General features: G+C 60.1%; 23 protein-coding genes. 4 read left to right on the top strand and 19 right to left on the bottom strand.

The annotated features are described in order from the left end of the window. Positions 1-2 precede the first annotated feature (2 nt). The 15 genes from argF to uvrA form a co-directional block, all read right to left on the bottom strand. The gene (argF, locus tag HMPREF2760_RS04735) at positions 3-920 is read right to left on the bottom strand and encodes an ornithine carbamoyltransferase (protein WP_070523151.1); all 918 of its coding nucleotides are present in this window, start codon (positions 918-920) and stop codon (positions 3-5) included. After that, entirely contained in the window at positions 917-2,095 is a 1,179-nt protein-coding gene (locus HMPREF2760_RS04730) for an acetylornithine transaminase (RefSeq protein WP_070523154.1), read from the bottom strand. Before HMPREF2760_RS04730 ends, argF begins: the two co-directional genes overlap by 4 nt. Continuing rightward, positions 2,092-3,027 (bottom strand): acetylglutamate kinase, encoded by a 936-nt coding sequence (gene argB / locus HMPREF2760_RS04725; RefSeq protein WP_070523157.1) that lies wholly within the window; start codon positions 3,025-3,027, stop codon positions 2,092-2,094. The genes HMPREF2760_RS04730 and argB overlap by 4 nt, the downstream gene beginning before the upstream one ends. Before the next feature lie 18 nt (positions 3,028-3,045). Then, on the bottom strand, positions 3,046-4,203 hold the full coding sequence (argJ, locus tag HMPREF2760_RS04720) for a bifunctional glutamate N-acetyltransferase/amino-acid acetyltransferase ArgJ (RefSeq protein ID WP_070523160.1): 1,158 nt from the start codon (positions 4,201-4,203) through the stop codon (positions 3,046-3,048). 84 nt (positions 4,204-4,287) lie between these two features. After that, positions 4,288-5,331: an N-acetyl-gamma-glutamyl-phosphate reductase gene (argC, locus tag HMPREF2760_RS04715; protein WP_070523164.1), complete on the bottom strand. Its 1,044-nt coding sequence runs from the start codon at positions 5,329-5,331 to the stop codon at positions 4,288-4,290. Between the two features lie 196 nt (positions 5,332-5,527). Further along, positions 5,528-5,980, bottom strand: coding sequence for a hypothetical protein (locus HMPREF2760_RS04710; RefSeq protein WP_070523167.1), 453 nt, complete (start codon positions 5,978-5,980; stop codon positions 5,528-5,530). Positions 5,981-6,154: 174 nt separating this feature from the next. Beyond that, on the bottom strand, positions 6,155-8,671 hold the full coding sequence (gene pheT / locus HMPREF2760_RS04705; RefSeq protein ID WP_070596735.1) for a phenylalanine--tRNA ligase subunit beta: 2,517 nt from the start codon (positions 8,669-8,671) through the stop codon (positions 6,155-6,157). 29 nt (positions 8,672-8,700) lie between these two features. Continuing rightward, complete coding sequence (gene pheS, locus HMPREF2760_RS04700; RefSeq protein WP_070523173.1) at positions 8,701-9,747, bottom strand: phenylalanine--tRNA ligase subunit alpha; 1,047 nt, start codon at positions 9,745-9,747, stop codon at positions 8,701-8,703. Between the two features lie 97 nt (positions 9,748-9,844). Next, the gene (locus tag HMPREF2760_RS04695) at positions 9,845-10,645 is read right to left on the bottom strand and encodes a TrmH family RNA methyltransferase (RefSeq protein WP_070563113.1); all 801 of its coding nucleotides are present in this window, start codon (positions 10,643-10,645) and stop codon (positions 9,845-9,847) included. Positions 10,646-10,749: 104 nt separating this feature from the next. Continuing rightward, positions 10,750-11,214, bottom strand: a complete 465-nt coding sequence (locus tag HMPREF2760_RS04690; protein WP_070523181.1) for a TM2 domain-containing protein — start codon at positions 11,212-11,214, stop codon at positions 10,750-10,752. Positions 11,215-11,419: 205 nt separating this feature from the next. Then, entirely contained in the window at positions 11,420-11,803 is a 384-nt protein-coding gene (gene rplT, locus HMPREF2760_RS04685; protein WP_005323264.1) for a 50S ribosomal protein L20, read from the bottom strand. 56 nt (positions 11,804-11,859) lie between these two features. Continuing rightward, the gene (rpmI, locus tag HMPREF2760_RS04680) at positions 11,860-12,054 is read right to left on the bottom strand and encodes a 50S ribosomal protein L35 (RefSeq protein WP_010190075.1); all 195 of its coding nucleotides are present in this window, start codon (positions 12,052-12,054) and stop codon (positions 11,860-11,862) included. Positions 12,055-12,090: 36 nt separating this feature from the next. Beyond that, positions 12,091-12,660: a translation initiation factor IF-3 gene (gene infC, locus HMPREF2760_RS04675; RefSeq protein WP_083299163.1), complete on the bottom strand. Its 570-nt coding sequence runs from the start codon at positions 12,658-12,660 to the stop codon at positions 12,091-12,093. Between the two features lie 206 nt (positions 12,661-12,866). Beyond that, positions 12,867-13,847, bottom strand: coding sequence for a serine hydrolase (locus HMPREF2760_RS04670; protein WP_232755626.1), 981 nt, complete (start codon positions 13,845-13,847; stop codon positions 12,867-12,869). Beyond that, entirely contained in the window at positions 13,847-16,684 is a 2,838-nt protein-coding gene (gene uvrA, locus HMPREF2760_RS04665) for an excinuclease ABC subunit UvrA (protein ID WP_070523188.1), read from the bottom strand. The genes HMPREF2760_RS04670 and uvrA overlap by 1 nt, the downstream gene beginning before the upstream one ends. A gap of 76 nt (positions 16,685-16,760) precedes the next feature. Between uvrA and HMPREF2760_RS04660 the strand changes: the two genes are divergently transcribed. The 4 genes from HMPREF2760_RS04660 to HMPREF2760_RS04645 all read left to right on the top strand — a co-directional run bounded on the left by HMPREF2760_RS04660 (position 16,761) and on the right by HMPREF2760_RS04645 (position 21,791). After that, positions 16,761-17,363 (top strand): MBL fold metallo-hydrolase, encoded by a 603-nt coding sequence (locus HMPREF2760_RS04660; protein WP_070523192.1) that lies wholly within the window; start codon positions 16,761-16,763, stop codon positions 17,361-17,363. Between the two features lie 95 nt (positions 17,364-17,458). Then, positions 17,459-18,382 carry a DoxX family protein gene (locus tag HMPREF2760_RS04655; RefSeq protein ID WP_070523195.1) on the top strand — a complete coding sequence of 308 codons (924 nt, stop codon included), beginning with the start codon at positions 17,459-17,461 and terminating at the stop codon, positions 18,380-18,382. A 141-nt stretch (positions 18,383-18,523) separates the two neighbouring features. After that, the gene (locus HMPREF2760_RS04650; protein WP_070523198.1) at positions 18,524-20,764 is read left to right on the top strand and encodes a HelD family protein; all 2,241 of its coding nucleotides are present in this window, start codon (positions 18,524-18,526) and stop codon (positions 20,762-20,764) included. A gap of 10 nt (positions 20,765-20,774) precedes the next feature. Next, positions 20,775-21,791 carry an App1 family protein gene (locus HMPREF2760_RS04645; RefSeq protein ID WP_070596734.1) on the top strand — a complete coding sequence of 339 codons (1,017 nt, stop codon included), beginning with the start codon at positions 20,775-20,777 and terminating at the stop codon, positions 21,789-21,791. 85 nt (positions 21,792-21,876) lie between these two features. On the opposite strand, the gene HMPREF2760_RS04640 is transcribed toward HMPREF2760_RS04645, so the two are convergent. The 4 genes from HMPREF2760_RS04640 to HMPREF2760_RS04625 form a co-directional block, all read right to left on the bottom strand. Beyond that, entirely contained in the window at positions 21,877-22,317 is a 441-nt protein-coding gene (locus HMPREF2760_RS04640) for a universal stress protein (protein ID WP_010190091.1), read from the bottom strand. 143 nt (positions 22,318-22,460) lie between these two features. Beyond that, entirely contained in the window at positions 22,461-22,907 is a 447-nt protein-coding gene (locus tag HMPREF2760_RS04635; RefSeq protein ID WP_070596733.1) for a universal stress protein, read from the bottom strand. Positions 22,908-23,021: 114 nt separating this feature from the next. Further along, entirely contained in the window at positions 23,022-25,115 is a 2,094-nt protein-coding gene (uvrB, locus tag HMPREF2760_RS04630) for an excinuclease ABC subunit UvrB (protein WP_070523207.1), read from the bottom strand. 88 nt (positions 25,116-25,203) lie between these two features. After that, positions 25,204-25,566, bottom strand: a complete 363-nt coding sequence (locus tag HMPREF2760_RS04625) for a DUF4259 domain-containing protein (protein WP_198530966.1) — start codon at positions 25,564-25,566, stop codon at positions 25,204-25,206. Positions 25,567-25,574: the final 8 nt, after the last annotated feature.

Raw genomic sequence — 25,574 nt, 5'->3', positions numbered from 1 at the left:
GCTTAGTTCTCCTCCTGAGCTGCAAGAAGCCACACGAGCAGCGCCTTCTGTGCATGGAGACGGTTCTCCGCCTCGTCAAAGACACGGGACTGTGGTCCGTCAATCACCTCAGCAGTCACTTCGTTGCCGCGGTAGGCCGGTAAGCAGTGCAGGAAGATCGCTTCTTCCTTGGCACGGGACATAACCTCTGGGGTGACCTGGTAAGGCAGGAACGGGGTGCGACGGTCCTTGCCGTCATCTTCCTGCCCCATGGAAACCCACGTGTCGGTGATAACAACGTCGGCGCCGTCGACGGCCTCGAGAGAATCAGTCACGGTCACCGTGCCGCGCTTCCGGGCACGTTCCACAAACTCCGGCTGCGGCTGGAAACCTTCCGGCGCAATGATCGTCATCTCCATGCCCGCGGTGGCAAAGCCCAACATATAGGAGTTGGCCATGTTGTTGTTGCCATCACCCAGGTAGACGGCCTTGCGGCCAGCCAGGTCACCGAAATTCTCGCGGCAGGTCACCAAATCCGCCAGGATCTGGCACGGGTGCAGGTCATCGGACAGAGCGTTGACGATGGGTACCGTCGCGGTTTCAGCCATCTCTAGCAGGTTTTGGTGCGCGTAGGTGCGCCAGACAATTGCCTCGACAAACCGGGAGAGAACAGCAGCGGTGTCCTGGTACGTCTCGCCTTTGCCCATCTGCGTGGACTTTGTCTCCGTGACGATGGCGTGCCCGCCCAGGTGAGCAATTCCCGCCTCGAAGGAGAATCGCGTGCGCGTCGACGTCTTGTCAAAAAGAACCGCGACCGACTTCGGGCCCTCCAGCGGACGCTCGGAGAAGGGGTCCCTCTTCAGCTTCAAGGCAAGGTCCAAGACCTCTGCCTGTTCCTCCGCTGTGAGGTCGTCATCTGCCAAGAAATGGCGCACGCTCATCCTATTTCCTCCAGTACCTTATGCAGGCGATCGATTGCTTGCGTGAGTTCTTCATCGGTGATCACTAGCGGCGGGGTCAAGCGCATGACCTCGCTGCTTGGGGCGTTGAGGATGAGACCGTGGTCCAAGCCTGCAGCCACAACGTCCTTAGCCACCGATTTATTTAATACAACTCCTAGCATAAGCCCTCGGCCACGCACAGACTGCACAGCCGGAGATTTAGCTAGCTCGGCGCGTAGCCACTCCCCCTTACGGGCGACGTCGGCGAGGAAGGGGGCGTCGACAAGCTCCAGCACCGTCGCTGCCGCCGCACAGGAAACGGGATTGCCGCCGAAGGTCGTGCCGTGGGAACCCGGGGTGAAGAGATCCTTTGCCTGACCACGGGCAATGGTGGCGCCGATCGGCATACCCGCGCCCAAGCCCTTAGCCATGGTGATGACGTCAGGAAGAACGCCCTCATGCTGGAAAGCGAAGAAATCACCGGTGCGCCCCACACCAGTTTGCACCTCATCGACAATCATGAGGATCCCGTGCTTGGTACAGAGCTCCCGCACGGCGCGCAGGAATCCATCGGGCGCGGGTATCACACCAGTCTCCCCCTGAATGGGCTCCAAGATGATGGCGGCGGTATCCTCCGGGTTCTGTTCCACCAAGGTGGTCAAGTAGTCAATGTCGCCGTAGGTATAGAACTCCACTCCGCCTGGGAAAGGTTCGAAGGCCTTGCGCTTGGCAGGTTGCCCGGTCATAGCGAGAGAGCCCATCGTCCTGCCATGGAAACCGTAGTGCGCGGCGAGGATGCGGCGGCGGCCGGTCAAGCGCGCCAGCTTAAAGGCAGCCTCATTGGCTTCCGCTCCGGAGTTGGAGAAGAAGACACGGGCGTCGCTATCCCCCACCTTCTCCAGGAGTTTGCCCGCAGCCTCGACGACGGGTTTGCTGGCAAAGAGGTTGGAGACATGCCCAACGGTCGCCACCTGAGCGCTGACCGCCTCGACGATGGCCGGGTGGGCATAGCCCAGCGAGTTCACAGCAATGCCGGCGAGCATATCGATGTATTCTTTACCGTCTTCATCGGTCACCGTGGCGCCCTTGCCGGACACGATGGCCACGGGTGGGGTGCCGTAGGTGTTGCTTAACACCTCTCCCCACCGTTGCGTCAGTGTGGTCTGCGCGGTCATTTCTTATCGTCCTTCCTAAAGATCGTGCCTTCTGGGTAGTCCTCACGGTTGTAATCATTGGGCAGCACCATCGTGCCGATGCCGCCCGTAGTGAGCAGCTCTAGTAGCACGGCGTGGGCGATACGCCCGTCGATGACGTGGGCGGCGCTCACATCTCCCTCGACAGCCATAAGGCAGGACTCCATCTTCGGAATCATGCCCGAATCCAGGCCTGGGAGCAGGGCTTTGAGTTTGTCGACCTCAATTTTCGACACCAGTGAATCGCGATTGGGCCAGTCGGTGTACAGGCCCTCCACATTGGTGAGGATGACAAGGCGCTCAGCACCCAGTGCTCGTGCCAATGCACCGGCTGCGATATCCGCGTTGATGTTGTAGACCTCGCCGTCATTTCCGGGAGCGATAGTCGAGACCACTGGAATGCGTCCAGCCTCGATGATGTCCATGACGGCGGAGGGATCGACGCTGACGATGTCTCCCACCATGCCGATATCGGTGGGCTCGCCGTCGACGTCGACAAACCGCTTGCGGGCTTTAAACAGACCCGCGTCCTCACCGGAGGTTCCCACGGCGTAGGGACCGTGGGAGTTGATGAGATTCACCAGACCGCGACCCACCTGGCCGAAAAGAACCATGCGAACCACATCCATGATTTCCGGGGTGGTCACGCGGAAACCGCCCTTGAATTCTCCTTCAATGCCCAGCTTGCCCAGCATCTCATTGATCTGCGGGCCCCCGCCGTGCACCACCACGGGCTTAGCGCCCACGGTGCGCAGGAAAACCATGTCGGCGGCGAAGGCGGCCTTGAGCGAGTCATCCACCATCGCGTTGCCACCGTACTTCACGACGACGATCTTGTCGCGGTAGTGCTGCAGCCACGGCAAGGCTTCCGCGAGCACAGTAGCGCGGTCTACATTGCTGAGTCCCTGAATCATCTTTCCTCCCTGTTTCTCTTAGGAGCTGTACGCGGAGTTGATTTCCACGTAGTCGTGGGACAAGTCGGTGGTGCGCACGAAAGCGGTACCGCTTCCACCAGTACCTAGGTCAACGCGTACGTCAATGTCAGCCCCGGAAAGGTCAACATCACGCGCGCCGGGCGCGCCGGTGGACCCAACGCACACAGCCTGGTTATTGAAGAACACCGAGATGTTCTCCGGATCCATATCAGCCTCTGCCATGCCAACTGCGGCGAGCACGCGACCCCAGTTGGGATCCGAGCCGAACATCGCACACTTGAAAAGGTTGTCGCGCCCCAAGGTGCGCGCGGCGTTCAGCGCCTGTTCATCGGTGGAGGTTCCTTCGACCGTGATCTTCACGCGCTTGGTCACACCCTCGGCATCTGCCTGGAGCTGATCCGCGATATCGGAACACACCGCCAGAACAGCAGCATCCAGCTCTTCCTGGCTAGGCTCAACATCGGAAGCGCCAGAGGACAGGATGATGACCGTGTCATTGGTGGAGGTCGAGCCGTCAACGTCAAGCGTGTTGAAGGTCTGATCACTAGCGGTCTGCAGGGCGGAGTGCAGGGCTTGTGGAGAGGCCACGGCATCCGTCGTCACGCATACCAACATGGTGGCCAGAGAGGGAGCCATCATGCCCACACCCTTGCCCATGGCGCCCATGCTCCAGCCCTCGGCCTTAAAGAGCGATTCTTTGACCACGGTATCGGTGGTCATGATTGCCTCCGCGGCGGCCTGACCGTGCGATTCATCAGAACCGAGATCCCCGGCAACCGCTTCAATACCGGCCAATGCCTTCTCCATGGGAAGCAGCTCTCCGATAAGACCCGTCGAGCACGCCGCGATGTTGGCTGCGGGGATATCTGTGTGCTCGGAGACAGCGGCTACCATCGCCGCCGCATCCTTGTCCCCTTGCACGCCGTTGCAGGCATTCGCGTTGCCTGAGTTATAAATGACGGCTTGGATGGCACCGTCCGCTACTGCTGCACGGGAAAGCTTCACGGGAGCGGCCACCACGCGGTTACGGGTAAACACTGCGGCTGCATCAAAGTTGGGACCTTGATTGACCACAAGGGCCATATCCGGCTTTCCGGAGGGCTTAATCCCAGCCGTCGTGGCGCCAGCGAGGAAGCCGGCGGGTGCAGTAATCATTTCTAGTTTCTCCTTGTCTTAGCGGAACTACAGTTCCAGCGGGATTGGGTGGCGCGAGGAACGCGCGGGCGAGTATTTGGCTATCTAGGGGGCGACGGCTGCCTGCGGCAGGCCCAGAGTTTCCTCCCAGCCCAAGGTGAGGTTCATGCACTGAACGGCCGCGCCGGCGGTGCCCTTGCATAGGTTGTCTAAAGCCGCAGTGATGACAAGACGGTTAGCGCGCTCATCCACGTGTGCCTGAATATGAACCATGTTGCTGCCCACCACGTTCTGGGTTTGCGGTTGCTGGCCTTCCGGAAGCACAAGGCAAAATGGCTCGTCGGCGTAGAACTCACGGAAAGCCTGGGCAACACGGCGCTTGTCGACGCCCCCCTTCAGCGGCGCCGTAATCGTGGCCAAAATGCCGCGCGGCAGAGGGGCAAGCACTGGAGTAAAACTCACGGACACCGGCTCCTGAGTAAAGGGGTGCAGGTTCTGCAGTACTTCCGGGGTGTGGCGGTGGGTGCCACCCGGCTTGTAGGCCTTGAGGTTGCCCATTGTCTCCGCGCCCAACTGAGCTACGGAGGCCTTCTTACCGGCTCCGGATACACCGGTAATCGCGATGACGGACAGGTCCGGCTCAATTAGCCCTTGCGCCACGGCAGGAAGGGCCCCCAGGGTAATCGTGGTGGGAAAACACCCTGGAACAGCGACGCGGTTGCTGCCCTGGAGCTTCTCGCGGTTGCCGGGAACTTCCGGGATCCCGTAGGGCCACGCGCCGGCATACTCACCGCCATAGAATGCATCCCAATCTTCTTTGTTGCGGAGGCGGAAATCGGCGGCACAATCGATGACGGTGACGGACTCCCCCAGCTGACGGCCAATCTCCGCCGAATGCCCGTGCGGCAAACCGAGGAATACGATGTCATGGCCGGCGAGGACTTCTGGGGTGGTGTCCTCGATGACACGGTCTGCCAACTGCGGCAGATGCGGCATGAGTTCGGAGACTCGCCCGCCAGCATTAGAGTGTCCCGTGAGCGCGCCAATGCGCAGATCACCTGAAAGGTACGCTGGGTGCGACAGCACGAGGCGTAGAATTTCGCTCCCTGCATAACCTGTGGCTCCGGCGATTGCTACTGAAATACTCATGCAGCCACCCTAGCAAATAATGCAGTCCGCCGTATGTTATTCAAGAAAAACAGCCGCCGTATTTCTTCATTCCATAAACGGCAAAGCTCGGATTCTCGCGGTACAGTGCGAGAATCCGAGCTTTGGAATAGGAAATAGGAGTGACGCGGGGCCGGCTAACTCCGGGCCCTTTTATGAAACGAGGGCTGCATTTGGACTACATGACACGGGAAGAGACGTCCCCCAGTCCTTCCGAACCAGATACGGCCTTCTTTCCTGCGTAGCCTAGGTAGCCCTGTGGGCCAACGAAGTGGATGCCGCCCTGCGCATCGGCGATAGCGGTGACTTCATTGAATTGGTGAACTTGGCCTGGCTGCAGACGCTTGAAATTCGTGGTCGTAAGCCCTTGGTTGAAGCAATCAGCTTTAGAGCGGCCTGCATGGTAAATAAAACGCGGTGCCAGTTGGCCCGGCGGGTTGCACTGCGGGCTGGTAGCTCGTGCGCCTTCGGACAAACATGCTACGTAGGTTCCTTCGATATTCGCGCTTTCACAGTTGACGGTGCCATCGGCATTGGAGAAGCCTTGAGACAGGTCGGCGGAGGCATGCGGGGCAATTGTGAGTGCACCGGCAACGGCGGCGGTGGCGGTAAGACGGGACAACAGACGCATGGTGTAGACAATCCTTTCGGGGGTTGGAAACGCTGCACCTCTGAGGCTATGAGCCAAGCCACACACCTACCAGTGCTGGGGGATCTTTCCCCACGCCTTCGCACGCTTGCGCAAAGGGAAACCCGGCCCACCTGCAGGGTGAACCGGGTTGATGAATTAATAGATGCCGATACGCTAAGCCCGCATCTGTGCGCCGAGACGCTGCTTTGCCAGCTCCGCAGCGGCGAGACGATGCTGGTTCGCTTCCTCATCGGTCAGCGTGCGGTCATCCGCACGGAAAAGAAGCTGGAAAGCAAGGGATTTCTTGCCCTCACCAAGCTGCTCGCCCCGGAAGACGTCGAAAAGCTCCACGGACTCCAGCAGCTCACCGGCGCCCTCCTCAACGACCTTACGAACCTCTTCAGCCGGGGTGGCATCATCGACGACCAACGCGATGTCTTGGTGCAGGGCCGGGAAGGAGGACAGCACAGGTGCCGGGAACTTTTCCTCCAACGGCAGTGCTGAGACATCGAGCTCCATGGCACACGTGCGTGCAGGAAGCTCCAAAGCCTCAAGAACCTGCGGGTGCAGCTCACCCGCATAACCCACGACCTGCTCTTCATCATCGGCGAGGACAATTGCGGCACAGCGACCCGGGTGCCACGGAAGCTGTTCGGCTGCCTTAACTGCAACGTCAACACCAGCGGAACGAGCCACCTGGCGCGCAGACTCGATCGCATCTGCATAGCTATACGCGCGGCCGGTCCCCCACGGACCTTCGTGCTCAATGTTGCCGGTAGCTACCGTAGCCACGTGCAGCGGCTGCAGAGGCAGGGACTCCAAAAGCTCAGCCACGACGGACTCCTCCGGGCGGGACTCCACCGAAGACATCGGCGACACATCAGCGCGCTTGAATGCCACCTGCTGGAGGCCGAAAAGGGCAAGGTCGCTTCGGCCACGGGCCACGTTGCGGGCGATGGCCTCAAGAAGGTTCGGGAGCAACGTCGTGGACAGAATGGCCTTGTCGGACTCGAGAGGATTCTGCACGGCCACCGTCTTACGTCGCGGATCCTCCTTGTCCAAGCCCCATGTATCAAAGGTGTCGTTCGGGATAAACGGCGCCGGCAAGACCTCGGCATAACCGGCATAGGCCAAAGCGTGGCCAATAGCGCGGCGGCGCTTCTGGGCCGGCGTCAGACCGCGACCGCCTGCCGGGGTCGGCAGCACAGTGGGAATGTCCTCTAGCCCTTCTAGGCGCAGGACTTCCTCAATGAGGTCGACGTCCATGGAGATATCCGTGCGCCACGTCGCCGGGGTAACTTGCAGCTCATCACCGTTGTCGGTGACGTCGCAGCCCACCTCGCGCAGGCGCTGGATAATGGTGTCGCGGGAGTACTGCACGCCGGCGTATTCGCTGGGCTTGGCGGTGCGCAGGGTGATGGGCTCGCGCTTGGCGACGTCTCCCACGAGCGTCCTGCCAGCCTCGATGGTGCCGCCAGCAATCTGCTGCAGTAGCGCGCAGGCAACGTCGAGGGCGACCTCGACGATGGCCGGGTCGACGCCGCGCTCGAAGCGGCGGGACGCCTCAGAGGAAAGCTTGTGACGGCGAGAGGTCCGGGCCACGGTGATCGGATCCCAGATGGCGGACTCGAAGTAGACATCCGTGGTCTCATCGGAAATCTCTGAGGTCGTACCGCCCATGACACCGGCGAGGGACTGAATGCCGTTGTCATCACAGATGACCACGTCACCAGCCGACAGCTCACGCTTGACGTGATCTAGGGTCTCGAACTTCTCCCCTTCTGCGGCATTGCGCACCACGAGGTTGCCGCTGATCACATTGGCATCGAAGGCGTGCATCGGGGCACCCAGCAACAGCATGACGTAGTTCGTGACGTCGGTGGCCACGTTGACGCTGCGCTGGCCGGACAACATGAGCTCGCGCTCCATCCAAAATGGGGTTCGGGCAGCGGGGTCGATGCCGCTGACCTTGCGCAGACCAAAGCGCTGGGCTTTGGTTTCCTCGCGCAGGTCAACGTCGATAAGCGCGCCCTGTGCCTGAGGAACAGCAGAGATATCTACACCGGCCGCGCTCGGGTCCTGGGCCACGTCCGGGAAGGTGAGGTCAAACGCCGAAGCCACCTCGCGGGTCAAACCGCGCGCGGAGAGGGCGTAGCCGCGATCCGGGGTGATGTTGACGTCGAAGGCAGTATCAGCCAGACCGATGATGGGGCGGGCGTCCTCGCCGACCTTGTCCGCCACCTCGTCCCCTAGAACGATAATGCCGTTGGCCTTGTCGCCGAACCCGAGCTCAGCGGCGGAGCACATCATGCCGTTGGAGATGTGGTCATAAGTCTCGCGAGCAGCAATCTTGAAGCCGCCGGGCAGCTCAGCACCTGGGAGAGAGACCACGACATAGTCATTGAGACGGAAATTGCGGGCGCCACAGATGATGCCCTGCAGCTCGCCGGTGCCATTTGCGTGGCCAACGTTGACCTGGCAATAACGGATTGGCTTCTTGAACTGCGTGAGCTCTTCAATCTCGACGACCTGGCCAATGACCAGCGGGCCGGTCGTCTCTGGGAGGGCCTCAAATCCCTCGGTTTCAAAACCAACGCGAACAAAGCCGGAGTCCAACTCTTCGGAAGGTACGCTCCAGCCGGAATTCGCGGTGCCCAGGATGCGGGTAACCCAGTCTTGGGAAATAAGCATTGTTTTCTCTCTATCCTTTCTCTGGGTTCCTATGCCTGCACGCCGAAGGGCAGGGTGAAGCGAACATCGCCTTCAACCATGTCACGCATATCGGTCAGACCATTGCGGAACTGCAAGGTGCGCTCAAGGCCCATGCCGAAGGCGAAACCTGTGTACTCCTCGGGGTCGATGCCCACGGCACGCAGAACGTTGGGGTTGACCATGCCGCAGCCGCCCCACTCGATCCAGCCGGCGCCGCCCTTCTTATTCGGGAACCACACATCGACCTCGGCCGAGGGCTCGGTGAACGGGAAGTAGTTCACGCGCATGCGGGTGGTGGTCTCGGGGCCAAAAAGAACCTTGGCTAGGTGCTCCAGGGTGCCGCGAAGGTGGGCCATGGTCAGCCCCTTGTCCACTGCTAGGCCCTCCACCTGGTGGAAGACCGGAGTATGGGTGGCATCGAGTTCGTCGGTGCGGAAAACGCGACCCGGGCAAGCGATGTACAGCGGTACGTCTCGCTCAAGCATCGTGCGTACCTGCACCGGCGAGGTATGCGTACGCAAGACCTGCTTGGAGCCTTCCTTGCCCACATGGAAAGTGTCCTGCAACGTACGCGCAGGGTGATCGGGCTTGAAGTTCAGCGCATCAAAGTTAAAGTACTCGGCCTCAACCTCCGGGCCGTCGGCAATCTCCCAGCCCATGCCCACGAAGATGTCGGCGATGCGCTCCGACAACGCGGTAATAGGGTGCAAAGCACCAGTCTGCGCCCGCGTGGTGGGGACGGTAACGTCGACTTTCTCCGCCTTCAGCTGAGCGGCGCGAGCCTCCTGCTCCAGCACTTCACGAATCTGTGCAAAGCGCTTTTCCACCTTGCCGCGGGCCATGTTTACGGCACGACCGGCGTCCTTGCGCTGATCCTTGGGCAACTGGCCCAGCGACTGGCGGGCCTGCGGAATATAGCCACCGTCACCAAGGTGTTCGCGGCGGGCGGAGGTGAGCTCGTCGAGGTCGGATGCAGCCTCGAAGGCGGCAATGGCCTTCTCCGCGGCGGCCCCCAGGGCCTCTTCGGTCAATTCGATCTGAGGTGTATCGGACACGTGCCTTGATTACCTTCTTCTCGCACAAAAACTAACGCGAGCTATCTTACCGTGCTTAACGACTACTGTGGCCACCAGCCCTAGTCACAGAGCAGAGCTAGCTGTTCTGTTGCTTGGCTGATTCATAAAGACAAATGCTGGCGGCCGTAGCCAGGTTGAGTGACTCTGCACGCCCAAGAATCGGAATGCGCACACGCATGTCAGCTTCATCCAAGAGCTCGCCCAGTCCATGTGCTTCGTTACCGAATAACCAGGCGGTGGGTTGGCTCAGATCTGCCTCAGCTAGATCTACTTCACCATCAGCAGCCGTGGCTAGCACCTGCATCCCGGAAGAGCGCAGCTTGCCCAGGACGTCCTTGATGTTGGGATCGCGAGCAACGGGTACATGAAACAGCGACCCCGCCGACGCGCGCGCGACCTTGCAGCCCAAAGGGTCGACCGCCTCACCGGCGAAGATGACACCGTCCGCCCCCATGGCGTCCGAAGTCCTAATCAGGGTACCTGCGTTGCCAGGCTCAGACGTCAGCACTGGGACTGAGACCAGCTGTGGTTTGCCCGCCAGAATCTTGCCGGCGCTCCACAGGACGGGGCGGCACACGGCGAAGAGCCCGGTGCTCGTCGCGGTATCAGACAGGTGCTTGGCCGCCTTATCCGTGATGGGGTGGACATAGACGTCCATATATCCGCAGGCTTGCACGATGTGGGCGAAGCGCTCGGCGGCTCTTTCCGTCACGAAGACGTCGGTCGCCGCTCCCGTGGACACCGCCGCGTCCACAGCGTTTTCGCCCTCGATGATGAAGCGCTCCGCCTTACGACGGTTGGCCGCGCGGTGCAGCTTGGCCGCATTGACTACGCGCGGCGTGCGTTCGGTAAAAGCAGAGGAGAAATCCAGATCCATGTATGTGACGGTACCGACCGAGCTTCACATTGAAAAGTCCCGCTTGCCCACCACGTTCGGGCGGGCAAGCGGGATAAGAGTTCTCCGCGATTCTCTGCAGACGGTTACTTCTTCAGCGGTACGCCGTTTGCGTCCTTATCGTAATTGGAGAAACCACCGGCGATGAACACGAGCTCAACCCACTTCCAGATCACCAATCCAGCGACGAGGAAAATACCAATGATGATAAAGGAAGTAATAAGGCCGACGACGGCAAGAGCCAGCTGCCACATACCGCGCTTCGTGCGGCCGAGGTAGAAGTTATGAACTCCCAATTCACCCAAGAAGAAGCACAAGAGCAGTGCTACTACCCATGACTTTTGCTCTCCTCCAGCCTGTGGCTGCTGGCCGTAGTGTGACTGGTAAGCGTCCTGCTGCGCTGGAACATTCTGAGCCGGCTGCGAACCACCATACGGGGCCGCGCTATATCCGTACTGGTCGTTCGAAGACCCGAAGGGGTTTGCCTGTTGCGGCTGTCCTCCATTAGAAGCGCCGCCATTGGGCTGATAAGCGTTGTTCGGGTTGGTCATTTCTCTTCTCTCCTTCACACCATGTATCTCTGGCCAGCCCCAAGGACTAAGGGCAGACGGCTTTCATGACAGTACTGTGCAATGTAACACAATCCCTCGGGAGAAGCAGGGCTTAAGGGTTCTTGCGGGCATTACTCCCGCAACGACAAAACCCACCGTCCCTTCATCAGGGGCGGTGGGTTCATCTGGCGTCTACGCGCGGTGCTTAGGCAGCCTTCGGAGCGTTGACGTCCTCCGGAAGTGCAGCCTTAGCAGCCTCGCACAGTGCGGAGAAAGCCTCGAAGTCATTAACTGCAAGCTCGGCGAGGATCTTGCGGTCAACCTCGATCTCAGCCAGGCGCAGGCCGTGGATCAGGCGGTTGTAGGTGATGTCGTTCATACGAGCAGCAGCGTTGATGCGCTGGATCCACAGCTTGCGGAACTCGGACTTACGGGCGCGACGATCGCGGTAAGCGTAAGTCATGGAGTGCAGCCACTGCTCCTTGGCCTTACGGTAAAGGCGGGAGCGCTGACCGCGGTAGCCCTTAGCGGACTTCAGGATTGCGCGACGCTTCTTCTTGGCGTTAACTGAGCGCTTTACTCGTGCCACAGTAATACTTCCTTATCTTGATTGTGAGTGTGTGGGGATGGGAGTTTCGGCGCTGACTATGCGCGGCCGAGAAGGCGCTTGACGCGCTTGGTATCTGCCTTGGCGACGTCCTCGGTGCCCTTCAGACGACGGGTACGCTTGGACGGCTTGCCCTCCAGGAGGTGGCGGCGGTTAGCCTGCTCGCGGCGCAGCTTGCCGGAGCCAGTCACCTTGATGCGCTTGGCGGTGCCCTTGTGAGTCTTCTGCTTCATGAGAATTAAATCCTTAAATCCTAAGTGGAGCGTGGTCTACTTCTTGCCTTTGCGGACGGGTCCAAGAACCATGGTCATGTTGCGACCATCCTGCTTGGGACGCGACTCCACAACGCCGACCTCTGCGACGTCGTCAGCCAAACGCTCCAACAGGCGGAAACCCAGCTCCGGACGCGACTGTTCGCGGCCACGGAACATGATGGTCACCTTTACCTTGGAACCCTTCTCCAGGAAGCGCACCACGTTGCCCTTTTTCGTCTCGTAATCGTGATCATCAATCTTCGGACGGAACTTCTGTTCCTTCACCACAGTTTGCTGCTGATTCTTACGGGACTCGCGGGCCTTCTGGGCCTGCTCGTACTTAAACTTGCCGTAATCCATGATCTTGGCTACGGGCGGCTTCGCGTTCGGTGCAACCTCGACCAAGTCAAGATCCGCTTCGTACGCGAGCTTGCGAGCATCGTCAGTACGGACGATGCCCACCTGTTCACCACCGGGGCCAACAAGACGGACCTCGGGTACTCGGATGCGCTCATTAATGCGAGCTTCAGCGCTGATTGTGGTTCTCCTCGATTGTGGGGCTAGTAGTGTGCCTACCGAGGCCACAAACGAATAAATCCCGGCGCCAGTGGCATCCGGGAGTTTCTTTTTCAAGCACGCACCACCATGTGGCGCCTACTCTTAACCTTTATCCTGCGCTGGAATGGTGATTCCTACGCGGCCTCAGGTGGGAGAAACTCCGCTTGCGGCCCAAGTACCTCCTGGAGGAGGCGCTACGGGCGGTAGTGCGCACTACTTTAACACCACATGCATCAATCACCAAATCGGCGTGCAGGTGAGTTAGTTGTTGGTTCGGCTGACGCACCTTGCCTCTTCGACGCTGCGCTTGCCGACGCCTCCCCAGCCCTCGGCGCTGCGCCAGGCCGCGCACAACCAACCAAGGGCTTTAGCGCGCCCTCCCCCAGCGCCTCGGTGACAACACGGCATACGCCTGCAGCAAGCAAGTTAAGAGCGGGTATAGCCTCCTCGGCGTAGTCGCCGGGCATGGTGACCTCAATGGCCAATCCCACCGCGCCATCGGCATCCTCACCGGCCCCCTCGGTCTCCCGGACCCCAATCTGGCGGTGAGTATACCCATTGTCCTCCTCGGAAAGCCCCCAGCCGCCTTTGGCCCGGGTATGCGGGAGGCGGTCGAGTCCATTGTCTTGCCATTCCACGATGTCATCCATCGCGTCATAAACCTGCGCGGCTTCGGGGATACACGGCAAGTGTGCGCCAAACTTGGCCTGCTCTTCAAGCAACCACGTGGAATATCCAAATGGTTCCTCAAATTCGCCGGATGAGTCATATTCCTTCAAGAGAGCCTTCACTGCGCTTCCCGCGTCCCCCTCGGTCCAACGAACGTGGGACCACAGTGCGTAGGCGGCATCGTTGTCCGATTCCTTAATGGCGAGGTCCACAAGCTCAGGGCTAGCCTCGTCGCGCAAAGCCGCGATGGCGATCGGCACCTTTACGGTTGACCATGCAGGCTCTTCGCCCCTTAGTCCAGCGTTGAATGTTCCCTGTCGATCCGCCACTGACACTCCAGCTTGAACGTCATACTCACTTTCGACGTCTGCGACGACGGCGCGCAGCTCCGCATCGAGGTCGTAGCTGTCCTTAACCCCCTCACTAGATGTTTCTGGAGCTTCCTGCACTGCGTCCCTATCCGGGGCAGAACAGCCCGCCGCAGTTGTAGCCACGGCAAGACCGAGAGCCAGCGCAGCCGCGTGCGTGAGCTTCTGCCCTACCATCACACCATCTCCTTGAGGAACCCTCCCGTATAGGAGCCTTCCACCTGTGCCACATCTTCTGGTGTGCCCTGAGCCACGACGGTACCGCCGCCGGAGCCGCCCTCGGGGCCCATGTCAACGATCCAATCCGCGGCCTTAATGACGTCCAGGTTGTGTTCGATGATGATAACGGAGTTGCCTTTATCCACCAGACCCTGGATGACGAGCATGAGCTTGCGGATGTCCTCAAAGTGCAGGCCCGTCGTCGGCTCATCCAAGATGTAGACCGTGCGCCCATTCGTGCGCTTTTGTAGCTCAGATGCCAGCTTCACGCGCTGTGCTTCACCGCCGGAAAGTGTTGTAGCGGCTTGACCCAGGCGGACGTATCCAAGGCCCACCTCCACCAAGGTATTGAGATAACGGTGAATCGAGGTGATAGGCTCAAAGAACTCTGCGGCCTCTGAAATCGGCATATTGAGGACCTCAGCAATGTTCTTGCCCTTGTAAAGAACCTCCAGGGTCTCGCGGTTATAGCGTGCGCCCTCGCATACTTCACAGGGCACGTAGACATCGGGCAGGAAGTTCATCTCAATCTTGATGGTGCCGTCACCTTGGCACGCTTCGCAGCGTCCGCCCTTGACGTTGAAGGAGAAGCGGCCCGGCTTGTAGCCGCGAACCTTGGCCTCCTGGGTTTCCGCGAAGAGGTTGCGGATCTTGTCGAAGACCCCTGTGTACGTCGCTGGGTTTGAGCGCGGGGTGCGCCCGATAGGGCTCTGGTCCACCTGCACGAGTTTGTCTAGGTGCTCCACGCCCTCGACGCGCTTGGCTCGCCCCGGCACTTGGCGGGCGCGGTTGAGCTTGTTGGCCAGCGTCTTGGCCAGAATTTGGTTGACCACGGTGGACTTACCGGAGCCGGACACGCCTGTAACGCAGACGAGGACGCCCAGGGGGATCTCCACGTCAATGCCCTTGAGGTTATTCTCACGGGCGCCGACCACCTTGAGCATGCGCTCAGGATCGATCGCACGGCGCGTATCGGGAACAGCGAGCTTCTTCTTGCCCGAGAGGTATTGCCCAGTGAGCGATTCCTCCACGGCTTCGATACCGGCGGGTTCACCCTGATAGACCACCGTTCCGCCGTACTCGCCGGCGCGCGGTCCGACGTCGACAAGCCAGTCCGCCTCCCGAATGGTGTCTTCATCGTGCTCCACCACGATCAAGGTGTTTCCGATATCGCGCAAGCGCTTCAACGTGGCGATGAGGCGCTGGTTATCGCGTTGGTGTAGGCCGATGGAGGGCTCATCGAGCACGTAGAGAACTCCCGCCAGGCCGGAACCGATCTGTGTGGCGAGGCGGATGCGCTGCGCTTCACCACCGGACAGCGTGGAGGCGCCGCGGTCGAGGGTGAGGTAGTTCAGACCGACGTCGAGAAGAAAGCGCAAGCGCGCCTGGATTTCCTTTAGTACAGCACCAGCGATGATCTCCTCGCGGTGGCCCAGAACAAGCGAGTCGAGGAATTCTGCTGCCTCCTCGATGGACAGTGCCGTCAGGCCCGCGATGGACTGCTCACCGTGTGCGGTCGAGGCCAAGCGCACCGCCAGGATTTCGGGCTTGAGGCGCGTGCCGTTGCAGGCATTACAAGGAACGCGACGGGTGTACTGAAGCAGGCGGTCCTTCTGCGATTCGGAATCAGCCTGATCAAGCTTGCGCTCCAGGAATCCGATGGCACCTTCAAAAGGCGCGGACCAATTGCGTTGGCGGCCATAGCGATTCTTGTAGCGCACGCTGACTTCCACGTCAGTGCCATAAATCAAGGCGTGGCGCTGCTCCTCGGTCAACTCAGAAACCGGAGTGCGGGGCTCGAAGTCCAGGGCCTTCGCTAGGCCTTCGACAAGCTTGACGAAGTACCTCGCATTGGGACTCGACGTCCACGGTTGGATAGCCTCCACAGCCGGAGCATCCGGGTCTGGGATCAGCAGATCAACGTCGACCTCAAGGCGGGTGCCCAAACCGTCACACACCGGGCAGGAACCGAAAGGTGCGTTGAAGGAGAAGGCGCGCGGCTCATATTCCTCAATGGTCAGCGTGTGGCCGTTGGGGCAGGCGGCCTTCTCCGAGTAGGTGTGAGTGAGCTCTTCCCGGTCGACGAAATCCAGGGTTACCAGGCCATCAGCCAAGCGCAGAGCAGTCTCCACGGAATCCGTCAGCCTCTGCTTTTGGGAAGCCTTGACCTGCAAGCGATCCACGACGACGTCGATGTCATGCTTAATCTGCTTCTTCAGCTTGGGCGGATCACTGAGTTGGTGGAGCTCACCATCCACCCGGACGCGGGAGTATCCCTGCGCCGCGAGGTCCGCGAAGAGGTCAACGAACTCGCCTTTACGGCGGCGCACTACCGGTGCGAGGACCTGAAACTTAAGCTTCTCCTCGTGGCTTAAAACCTCATCCACGATTTGCTGTGGGGTTTGACGCTCAATGACGGCATCGCACTGAGGGCAGTGCGCCGTGCCCGCGCGGGAGAAGAGCAGACGCAGGTAATCATAGATCTCGGTGATGGTTCCCACTGTTGAGCGCGGGTTGTGGTTGGTGGACTTTTGGTCAATGGACACCGCCGGAGAAAGCCCATCAATGAACTCAACGTCCGGCTTATCCATCTGGCCAAGGAACATGCGCGCATAGGAACTCAAGGACTCAACGTAGCGCCGCTGGCCCTCGGCAAAGATGGTGTCGAAAGCAAGCGAGGACTTGCCCGAGCCAGATAGGCCGGTAAACACCACCAATTTGTCGCGCGGAATATCGATATCCACGCCCTTGAGGTTGTGCTCACGCGCACCTCGTACGACCAAACGATCAGCCACTAGTTGCTGCCTTCCTACACAAATGTATGTGTGTTCAGAGAGTTCTCAATCAGAATGTACCCGTATGGTTGGACTTATGAACAACGCGCTTGAGCTTCATAAAATTTCCGTGTCCGACATGGACAACAATTGCTACCTACTGTGTGCGGGCGAGGAAGCGCTGCTTATCGACGCCTCCGCTGACGCCCCCGCGCTTCTTTCTCTAGCCGCAGATAACGGAGTAAAGATCACCTCCGTGCTTACCACCCACCGCCACTGGGACCACGTGCGTGCATTGAAAGAAGCCTTGGACACAACCGGCGCCGTGCACTATGCCTCTTTCCTCGACTCCCCTGCCCTGCCCGCGCCCGTCGACGTGGAGCTCGAGCATGGCGATACCCTGCCTTTTGCCGGCTTCGACCTACCCGTCATCATTTTGCGCGGACACACTCCAGGCGGTGCAGCGGTTGCAGCGGAGATTGACGGTGTCACCAACCTCTTCGTCGGCGATTCCCTCTTCCCCGGCGGCGTAGGGAAAACCACCTCGGAAGGTGACTTCGTGCGCCTGTACAAGGATGTCACGCAGCGGCTCTTTGACGTTTACCCTGACGAAGCGATCGTCCGCCCTGGGCACGGAGAGCCCACAACGCTCGGCGCAGAGCGCCCGCATCTGGACGAGTGGTGGGAGCGGCGTTGGTAACGACGTGTTAGCTGCTGCCCTCACAGCAGCAGTTGTTTAACCCGCGTACTATGGTGTGACGAACGTCTTTACAGATCTATCGAATGGAGCACGTCATGATTCGTAAGTTTGCCCGTCCTATGCTGGCCTCCGTGTTCATCTGGGATGGTGTGGATACGCTCCGCAACACCTCGGAGCACGTCGCGGACACCGAGTCCGTGCTCAAGCGCCTGCGCAAGGTGCTGCCGCGCGAGTATGCAGGCTACATCCCTAACGACCCCGAGCTGGTTACCCGCGCGCTCGGCGGCGCAAAGACCGCCGCGGGCACCAGCTTGGCGCTGGGCAAGGCACCGCGCACCTCCGCTGCTGTGCTGGCGCTGACTCACGTCCCCAACTTGGTTGGAAATGCTTTCTGGACCGCAGATTCCAAGGAAGAAAAGGAAGCACAGCGCAACGGCTTCATTACCAACACCGCTCTGCTCGGCGCCCTGGCCATCGTCACCCAGGACACCGAAGGTAAGCCATCTGTGCGTTGGCGCGCTGCCAAGGCTTCCGAGCGCGCGAACAAGAAGATCCAGCAGGCGCTGCCGGGCAAGTCCGAGCAGCAGAAGTTTGCGGATGACTTCTCCACCCGCGCCAATGAGATTTCTTCTGATGTCACGGCCAAGGCCAATGACTGGTTCGAGACCGCCAAGGACTACGTCGAGGACAACCGCGATGACTGGGAGTCCACCGGACGCGATTTCCTCGAGTCCGCACGCACCTTCGTGGAAGACACCGCCGAGACCGCGCGCGAGTTCATTGAGGACAACAAGGATGACTGGCTCGACGCTGCCCGTGATAACTCCGCTACCGCTCGCAAGGGCCTCGTCAAGGCGGCCGGCAAGGCTCAGGACCGCGCTGACGCGGCCCTGGCCAAGGCCGATTCGCTTGATAGCAAGCGCGCCCAGAAGAAGGCTCGCAAGCGCGCGGAAAAGCTGCAGAAGGAAGCATCCAAGAAGCTCGATAAGGCATTCAAGAAGTTCGGTGACCGCCTCTAAGCACGTCGCCTAAAGTTGCGGATAGCCCCGCAACGCACCGCGATACATGGAAGCGGTGGAGACAACAACGGCTCAGCTAGTATGCTGGGCCGTTGTTCTTTTCCACCCAGGAGAAGCCTTCAAACGCGCCCAAGGAGCCTTGTGTCTGAATCTTCATCCGTGCCTCGCACCGCAAACCCTAGTGCTCAAGCAAACGATCCGCACACCGAGATTGCCAGTGAGCAAGCCTACGTCGATGGCCTTTTTGCGCGTCTCGATAACGAGGTTCACGCCGCAAATGAGCGCCTCAATGAGGTACAGGCTGCCGTCGATCCGCATACCCCGGATGCCGATGCGCTGGTGCGCCGCGAAACCGAGTACCACGGGTTGCAGGCCAAGCTGGACCGTCTAAACATCGCCCAACTCGGACTGGTTTTTGGGCGCATCGACATTGATGCGCCCGGTGATAACCCCACCCCGGAGGGACTAGACCGCCGCTATATCGGCCGCATGGGGCTCGATGCCCGCGAGGAGGATTACCGCACGCTCCTTCTGGATTGGCGCGCCCCGATGGCGCGACCTTTCTACCTTGCCACCACCGCGCACCCCGAGGGAGTCCACGTCCGCCGGCACATCAGGACTACTGGGCGCACGGTAACCGGAATCAGCGACGAAGTTCTCGAAGGCGAGTCACACACCGACAGCAGCGACGTTGCCAGTGAGTCCGCCCTCCACCACGTCATGCAACAGGCCCGCACTGGGCACATGCCTTCCATTGTGGAAACCATTCAGAGGGAGCAGGACGAAATCATCCGTGACAGCACGCGCGGCGTCATGGTGGTCGAAGGCGGGCCAGGAACCGGCAAGACGGCGGTGGCACTGCACCGTGTGGCCTATTTGCTCTACACCTACCGCGAACAGCTAGCCGCCACGGGTGTGCTCATCGTAGGTCCCAACTCCACCTTCCTGGAGTACATCTCCCGGGTGCTTCCGGAGCTTGGTGAAACCGGCGTTGTGCTTTCTACCATCTCTTCCCTCTTCCCCGGCATTGAAGCTACTCACCCTGAGTCCCTGCTCGCGCGCGAAATCAAGGGTTCCGCGGCCATGGTGGAGATCCTCGGCAACGCGGTGAAGGACTATCAGCGCCTGCCGGAACAATCGCGCACGCTCGAAATCGATCGGCTCGAGCTCACCGTGGACCCACAGATGGTCAAGGCAGCACGGACGCGTGCACGGCGCTCGCGCAAACCACACAACGATGCCCAGGCAGCGTTTGCGGAACACCTCACCGAGTCACTGGCCCAGCAGATGGCTGAACGCATTGGCGCTGACCCTCTCGGCGGCAACAACCTGCTCTCCCGCGCGGATGTGGATCAGCTCCACGACGACCTCGCGGAAGAACCCCAGGTGCTGGAGCTCATCGACGAGTTCTGGCCCCACCTGACACCCACCGATGTCCTCGCCGATCTCCTCAGCAGCACCGAACGCATCGATTCGGCGGCCGGCGACTATGATGATGAAACCCGCAGTGCGCTCTACCGTGAGGACGGCCGAGCTTGGGCGCCTTCCGACGCCGCGCTTCTCGACGAACTTGCGGTTCTCATCGGCATGCCCGACCCCGAAGCAGAACGTGTCGCCGAAGAAAAAGAATGGCGCGAGCAGGTCGCAGAGGCAGAAGACGCACTCGATATCCTGAGCTCTTCCGATTCCACCGACAACGATGACGACATGTTCGAAGCAGAGATTCTCTCTGCCCACGACGTCATCGACGCCGAGCACCTCGCTCGACGCCACGAGGTTCGGGACTCCCGCACCACCGCCCAGCGCGCGCGTGAGGACTACACGTGGGCCTACGGGCACGTCATCGTCGACGAGGCCCAAGAACTCACCCCGATGGAATGGCGCATGATTTTTCGCCGTAGCCCCTCGCGATGGATGACTCTCGTGGGCGACACATCCCAGACCGGTGCCCCTGCCGGCGTCGATGATTGGGCGGACACGCTCGAGCCGTTCGTCGGCCAGCGCTTTCGGCTTCACGGGTTAAGCGTCAACTACCGCACCCCGCGCCCAATTACCGAATTGGCCAATCAACTCTTGGAATCCATCAACCCCGAAGCGACGCCAGGTATCGCTGTCCGCGACGGCGTGGACGTCATCTGGCGCGATGATACGGACGACCTTGAGCCAGCTACCTTCCAGGATGATGAAGGGCGCCTGCGGGCTGTGATCACGGCGGCCAACGTTGAGCACACCAAGGGACTAGAGTTTGACCACGTCACCGTAGTCAACCCGGATGACATCGTGGCAGCATCACCGCAAGGTTTGCACAACCTCTACGTGGCCCTCACGCGCGCGACGCAGTCCTTGACCATCGCCGGCCGTTACGCGGAGGTTTTCGGTTAGTCTGGTGCGCATGGCACTTTCCGATATCGCCCGCAAAGTCGAATCCACCGCGAATGCATTCTCACTTAAGCACTCCGCACGCAAAGGCTGGCAACCCAGCATTACTGGCTATGCCGGCTACGGCAACGAGGACTTTGTCCATGTGCTTGGCCGCGTGCTCATGCACGATCCCAAGGCTGAGGAACGCGATACGTGGACCCAACGCGGATACCGCCAATTCTTCACCATCCAGGTCACGCACCACGAGGTCGAAGTAACAGTTGGTGGTAAGACGGTGCCGGGCACCACGAACGACAACGGCTATATCGATGTCCTCGTCCATGATCACGGGCTAGAACCTGGCTGGCACGACGTCACCATTCGCGCCAAAGGCGCAGACGAGGTGCGCGCGGAAGTCCTCATCGTGGACAAAGACACGACATTCGGTGTGGTCAGCGATATCGATGACACCATCATGGTGACCTGGCTGCCGCGAGCCATGATTGCAGCGTGGAATTCCTGGGTAAAGCGCACCAATACGCGAACCCCCGTCGAAGGCATGGCCAGTTTCTACCGGGAGATCTCTCAGCAGCACCCAGAGGTTCCCTTCGTCTACCTCTCCACCGGTGCGTGGAATACCTATGACACCTTGGTCAATTTCATGGGGGAGAACGGCTTCCCACGTGGCCCACTGTTGCTCACCGACTGGGGCCCAACGCCCACCGGTCTTTTCCGCAATGGCCAAGAACACAAGCGCGTCCAACTGCGCAATTTGTTCATTGCTTTCCCCAAATTGCGCTGGCTTCTCATCGGTGATGATGGGCAGCACGATCCTCTGACTTATGCCGACGCCGCGGCGGAGCATCCCGACCGTGTGGCAGCGGTAGCAATACGCAACCTCACGCCACAAGAGCAGCTGCTCTCCCATGGCTCGCTTGCTCCCTTGGTCAAGGTCAACAAAGAGTCTTCTTTCGATATCCCGCTCATTCAAGGCGCCGACGGTAACGCCCTCGCCCGCGCCTATCGCAAGCTTCGGTTCGGCTCTTAGAAAAGCACCACAACGCGCAAACACGCCCCAGAGACTTCCGACGAAGAAGTTTCTGGGGCGTGTGCGCGCCGTAGCCCGAGAAGGCTTAGTTCACGGTGTGGACGATCATGACGTCACAATCAGACTGACGCGCGACATCCGCCGGAACCGAACCGAGCAGACGGCCGGTCAAAGAATTAATTCCGCGGTTACCAACGATGAGCAGGTCAGCCTTGTTGTCGTTGACGATCGACATCAGGGCTTGAACCGGGGTGCCCGGACGCACAGCGGTCTCCACCTTCGTCACGCCGAACTTCTCTGCGTGTTCCTTACCGGAGGCGAGGTTGGCCTGAGCCTTCTCATCGCCGAGAATCGTCACTGAATCCTGGCGCAGTGTCTTGGAGGCTTGCTCCTGGTTCTCGTAGTAGGCGCAACCGATGATGAGGGTGGCATCGAAGGCTGCGGCGATCTTGGCGGCGCGCTCCACTGCGAGCAGGGAGGACTTGGAACCGTCGGTACCGACCACGATCTTGTTGTAATCGCTCATGATGACCTTTCTTCGCTGGGCCCCAACCTTGAGGCCACCGCTAAACAAAATTCTAAAAGCTTTTGCGCACCCGCTAGTCTAACAACGCTGGCGTGTTCGCGTCGATCAGCGCGTGTGCTGTGCACCCGACTGGGTCCCGGCGCTTACTCAGTGGTGTTGACCACCACAACATCCGTGTGGGCCTTACGGGTTAGCTCCGTCGCAACGGAACCGAATACCCGGCCGCGAACTGAATGGATTCCCTTGTTACCCACCACGAACAAGTCGACGTCATAGTCCTTGCCCACCTCGATGAGTGAGTTCACAGGGTCGCCAGACTTAGCGATGATCTCGATGCGCTTCGCGCCCTCGCCGTGCGCGATCTCCGCGGCATTGTTGAGGAAATTCTCCGACATTTCCTCGCTGACAACGGGCACGCGGGCGTCCTCTGCGTTCGGTGCGCCGAGCATCGAACCGGAGTGGTTGTAGAAAGCAGACACGATGATCAACGTCGCATCATAAGCACGCGCCATAGATGCGGCAGAACGGACGGCACGCAGGGATGTCGGTGATCCATCGGTTCCCACGGCGATGACGTTGTAGCTCAGCATGATTCTCCTTATAACTAGTGGTTAATCCCTAACAGTATGGCACGGCTGCCGGCACTGAGTGTGGTGTTACCCGCCCAGTGCACTAACGAGGTCTCAGTACGCCGGCCCAGACTGTTAAATCCCGGCCTCTTTGAGTCCACGTTGCTCCTTCTTCAGGTCCGCGATTTCATCGCGCAAGCGCCCCGCCAGCTCGAATTTAAGCTCTCGGGCGGCTTCGCGCATTTGGGTCGTCAGGTCGTCGATAAGCGCCTGCACCTCGTCGGCAGCCATGGAAGACACATCGGGCTTCTCGACGATTGCCGTGGGGTCCGCCCCCTGCTCCTGTTCATCGGCGTTGTCGTAGACCTGGTCCAAAATGTCAGCGATCTTCTTGCGCAATGGCTGCGGGTCGATGCCGTGTTCCTTGTTATAGGCAATCTGCTTTTCACGGCGGCGCTCAGTCTCCTCGATGGCTTCCTGCATCGAGTCCGTAATCTTGTCTGCGTACATGATGACCTCACCGGACACGTTTCGGGCGGCGCGGCCAATTGTCTGGATGAGCGAAGTGGTGGAACGCAGGAAGCCTTCCTTGTCTGCGTCCAAAATAGCGACGAGTGAGACTTCGGGAAGGTCGAGGCCCTCGCGCAGCAGGTTAATACCAACGAGCACATCGAATTCACCCAAGCGCAGCTGCCGCAGCAGCTCCACGCGCTGCAGCGTATCGATATCCGAGTGGAGGTAGCGCACCTTGATGCCATGCTCCAGAAGGTAATCAGTGAGGTCTTCTGCCATGCGCTTAGTCAAGGTGGTGACCAATACACGCTCCTGCTTAGCGGTGCGGGAGCGGACCTCATCGATAAGGTCATCGATCTGGCCCTTGGTGGGTTTGACCGTCACCTTGGGATCCACCAGGCCGGTGGGGCGAATGACCTGTTCCACGAACTCGCCGCCGGAGGCCGTCATCTCGAAATCACCAGGCGTGGCCGACATGTAGACCGTTTGCCCCACGCGCTCTTCGAACTCATCAAAGGTGAGCGGACGGTTATCCACAGCAGACGGCAAACGGAAGCCAAACTCCACGAGGTTGCGCTTGCGGGCCATATCACCCTCAAACATGCCGCCGATCTGCGGGACGGTCACGTGGGACTCATCGATGATGGTGAGGAAGTCCTCTGGGAAGTAATCCAAGAGCGTCGCCGGCGCCGAACCGGCGGGGCGCCCGTCAACGTGGCGCGAATAGTTCTCAATGCCGGAGCAAAAGCCCACCTGCTCGATCATCTCGAGGTCGTATTCGGTGCGCATTCGCAGGCGCTGTGCTTCGAGCAACTTGCCGCGGTTCTCCAGCTCGGCGAGGCGTTCCGCAAGTTCTTCCTTGATGTCCTCGATGGCCCGCGCCATGCGCTCTGGACCCGCCACGTAATGCGTCGCGGGGAAGATTCGCACCTCGTCGACTCGCTCGAGAACATCGCCCGTCAACGGGTGGATGTAGTAGAGCTCGTCCACGTCATCGCCGAAGAATTCGATGCGCACCGCGCGCTCCTCATAGGCGGGGATGATATCCACGGTATCGCCCTTGACGCGGAAGGTTCCGCGGGTAAAACCCACGTCATTGCGCTCGTACTGGATATCCACGAGCAGGCGCAGGAAGCGATCGCGGTCAATCTCCTCCCCTTCCTCCAACACGACAGAGCGGTCGAGGTAGGACTGCGGCGTGCCCAAGCCATAGATACAGGACACAGAGGACACCACGACAACGTCGCGGCGGGAAAGAAGCGCCGAGGTGGCGGAGTGGCGCAGGCGTTCCACGTCCTCATTAATGGAGGAATCCTTCTCAATGTAGGTATCCGTCTGCGCGATATAGGCTTCCGGTTGGTAGTAATCGTAGTAAGAAACGAAGTATTCAACAGCGTTGTGCGGGAGGAGCTGGCGCAGCTCATTTGCCAACTGGGCCGCCAGCGTCTTATTCGGCGCCATCACGAGTGTCGAGCGCTGCTGTTTTTCGATGAGCCACGCCGCAGTAGCGGACTTACCAGTACCCGTGGCACCCATGAGCACAACGTCGCGCTCGCCGCGACTCAGCCGCTCATCCAGTTCCGCGATGGCGGCAGGTTGGTCGCCGGCGGGCTGGTACTCTGATTCAACACGAAAATCGGCCGAGCGCCGTTCGATTTCACCGACAGGACGGTGTTCCGAGACCGGCAGGATAGGGTGTTCAGCAGCAAAAGCCATGCCGACCAGTCTAACGCGCCGAAGCCTAAACCTGCTAGGTCCCGGCAGCTCAACACCCCAGCCACTGTGTGAGGCAAGAGAGAACGGTTTAGGGCAATACAGCACGCGTCGTGCGCAGCCACAGATCTAACTCACCCGTGGTTTCCCACAGTGCATAGATCGGGGAATTATTGGGCTCCATCGCAGTGTTAATTTTCTTGCGCAGCCAGGCCCGAGTCTGCGGTGTGCGCAGTGCTTTAACGGATTCGACACTGACTCCAGCGGGAAGTTTGTCCGCCGGGGACGTCGCCAGTGCGCCTAAGGCGATGACGACCTCGGCGTCGTCAACATCGATGGGAGAATCCACGCAGCTCTTCTTAAACGTGTCGAGGTCGAAGGAGCCATCACGAATTTCCGCGAGCGCTTCGCACGCGGCGTGATTATCAAAAGGCCCAACGTCCCAGGTTCCCATGGAGGGGC

The sequence above is a fragment of the Corynebacterium sp. HMSC065D07 genome (assembly GCF_001810695.1).
GTDB lineage: Bacteria > Actinomycetota > Actinomycetes > Mycobacteriales > Mycobacteriaceae > Corynebacterium > Corynebacterium hesseae.
Note: the sequence above shows the minus strand (reverse complement) of the source record. Positions and strands in the feature narration are given on the sequence as shown.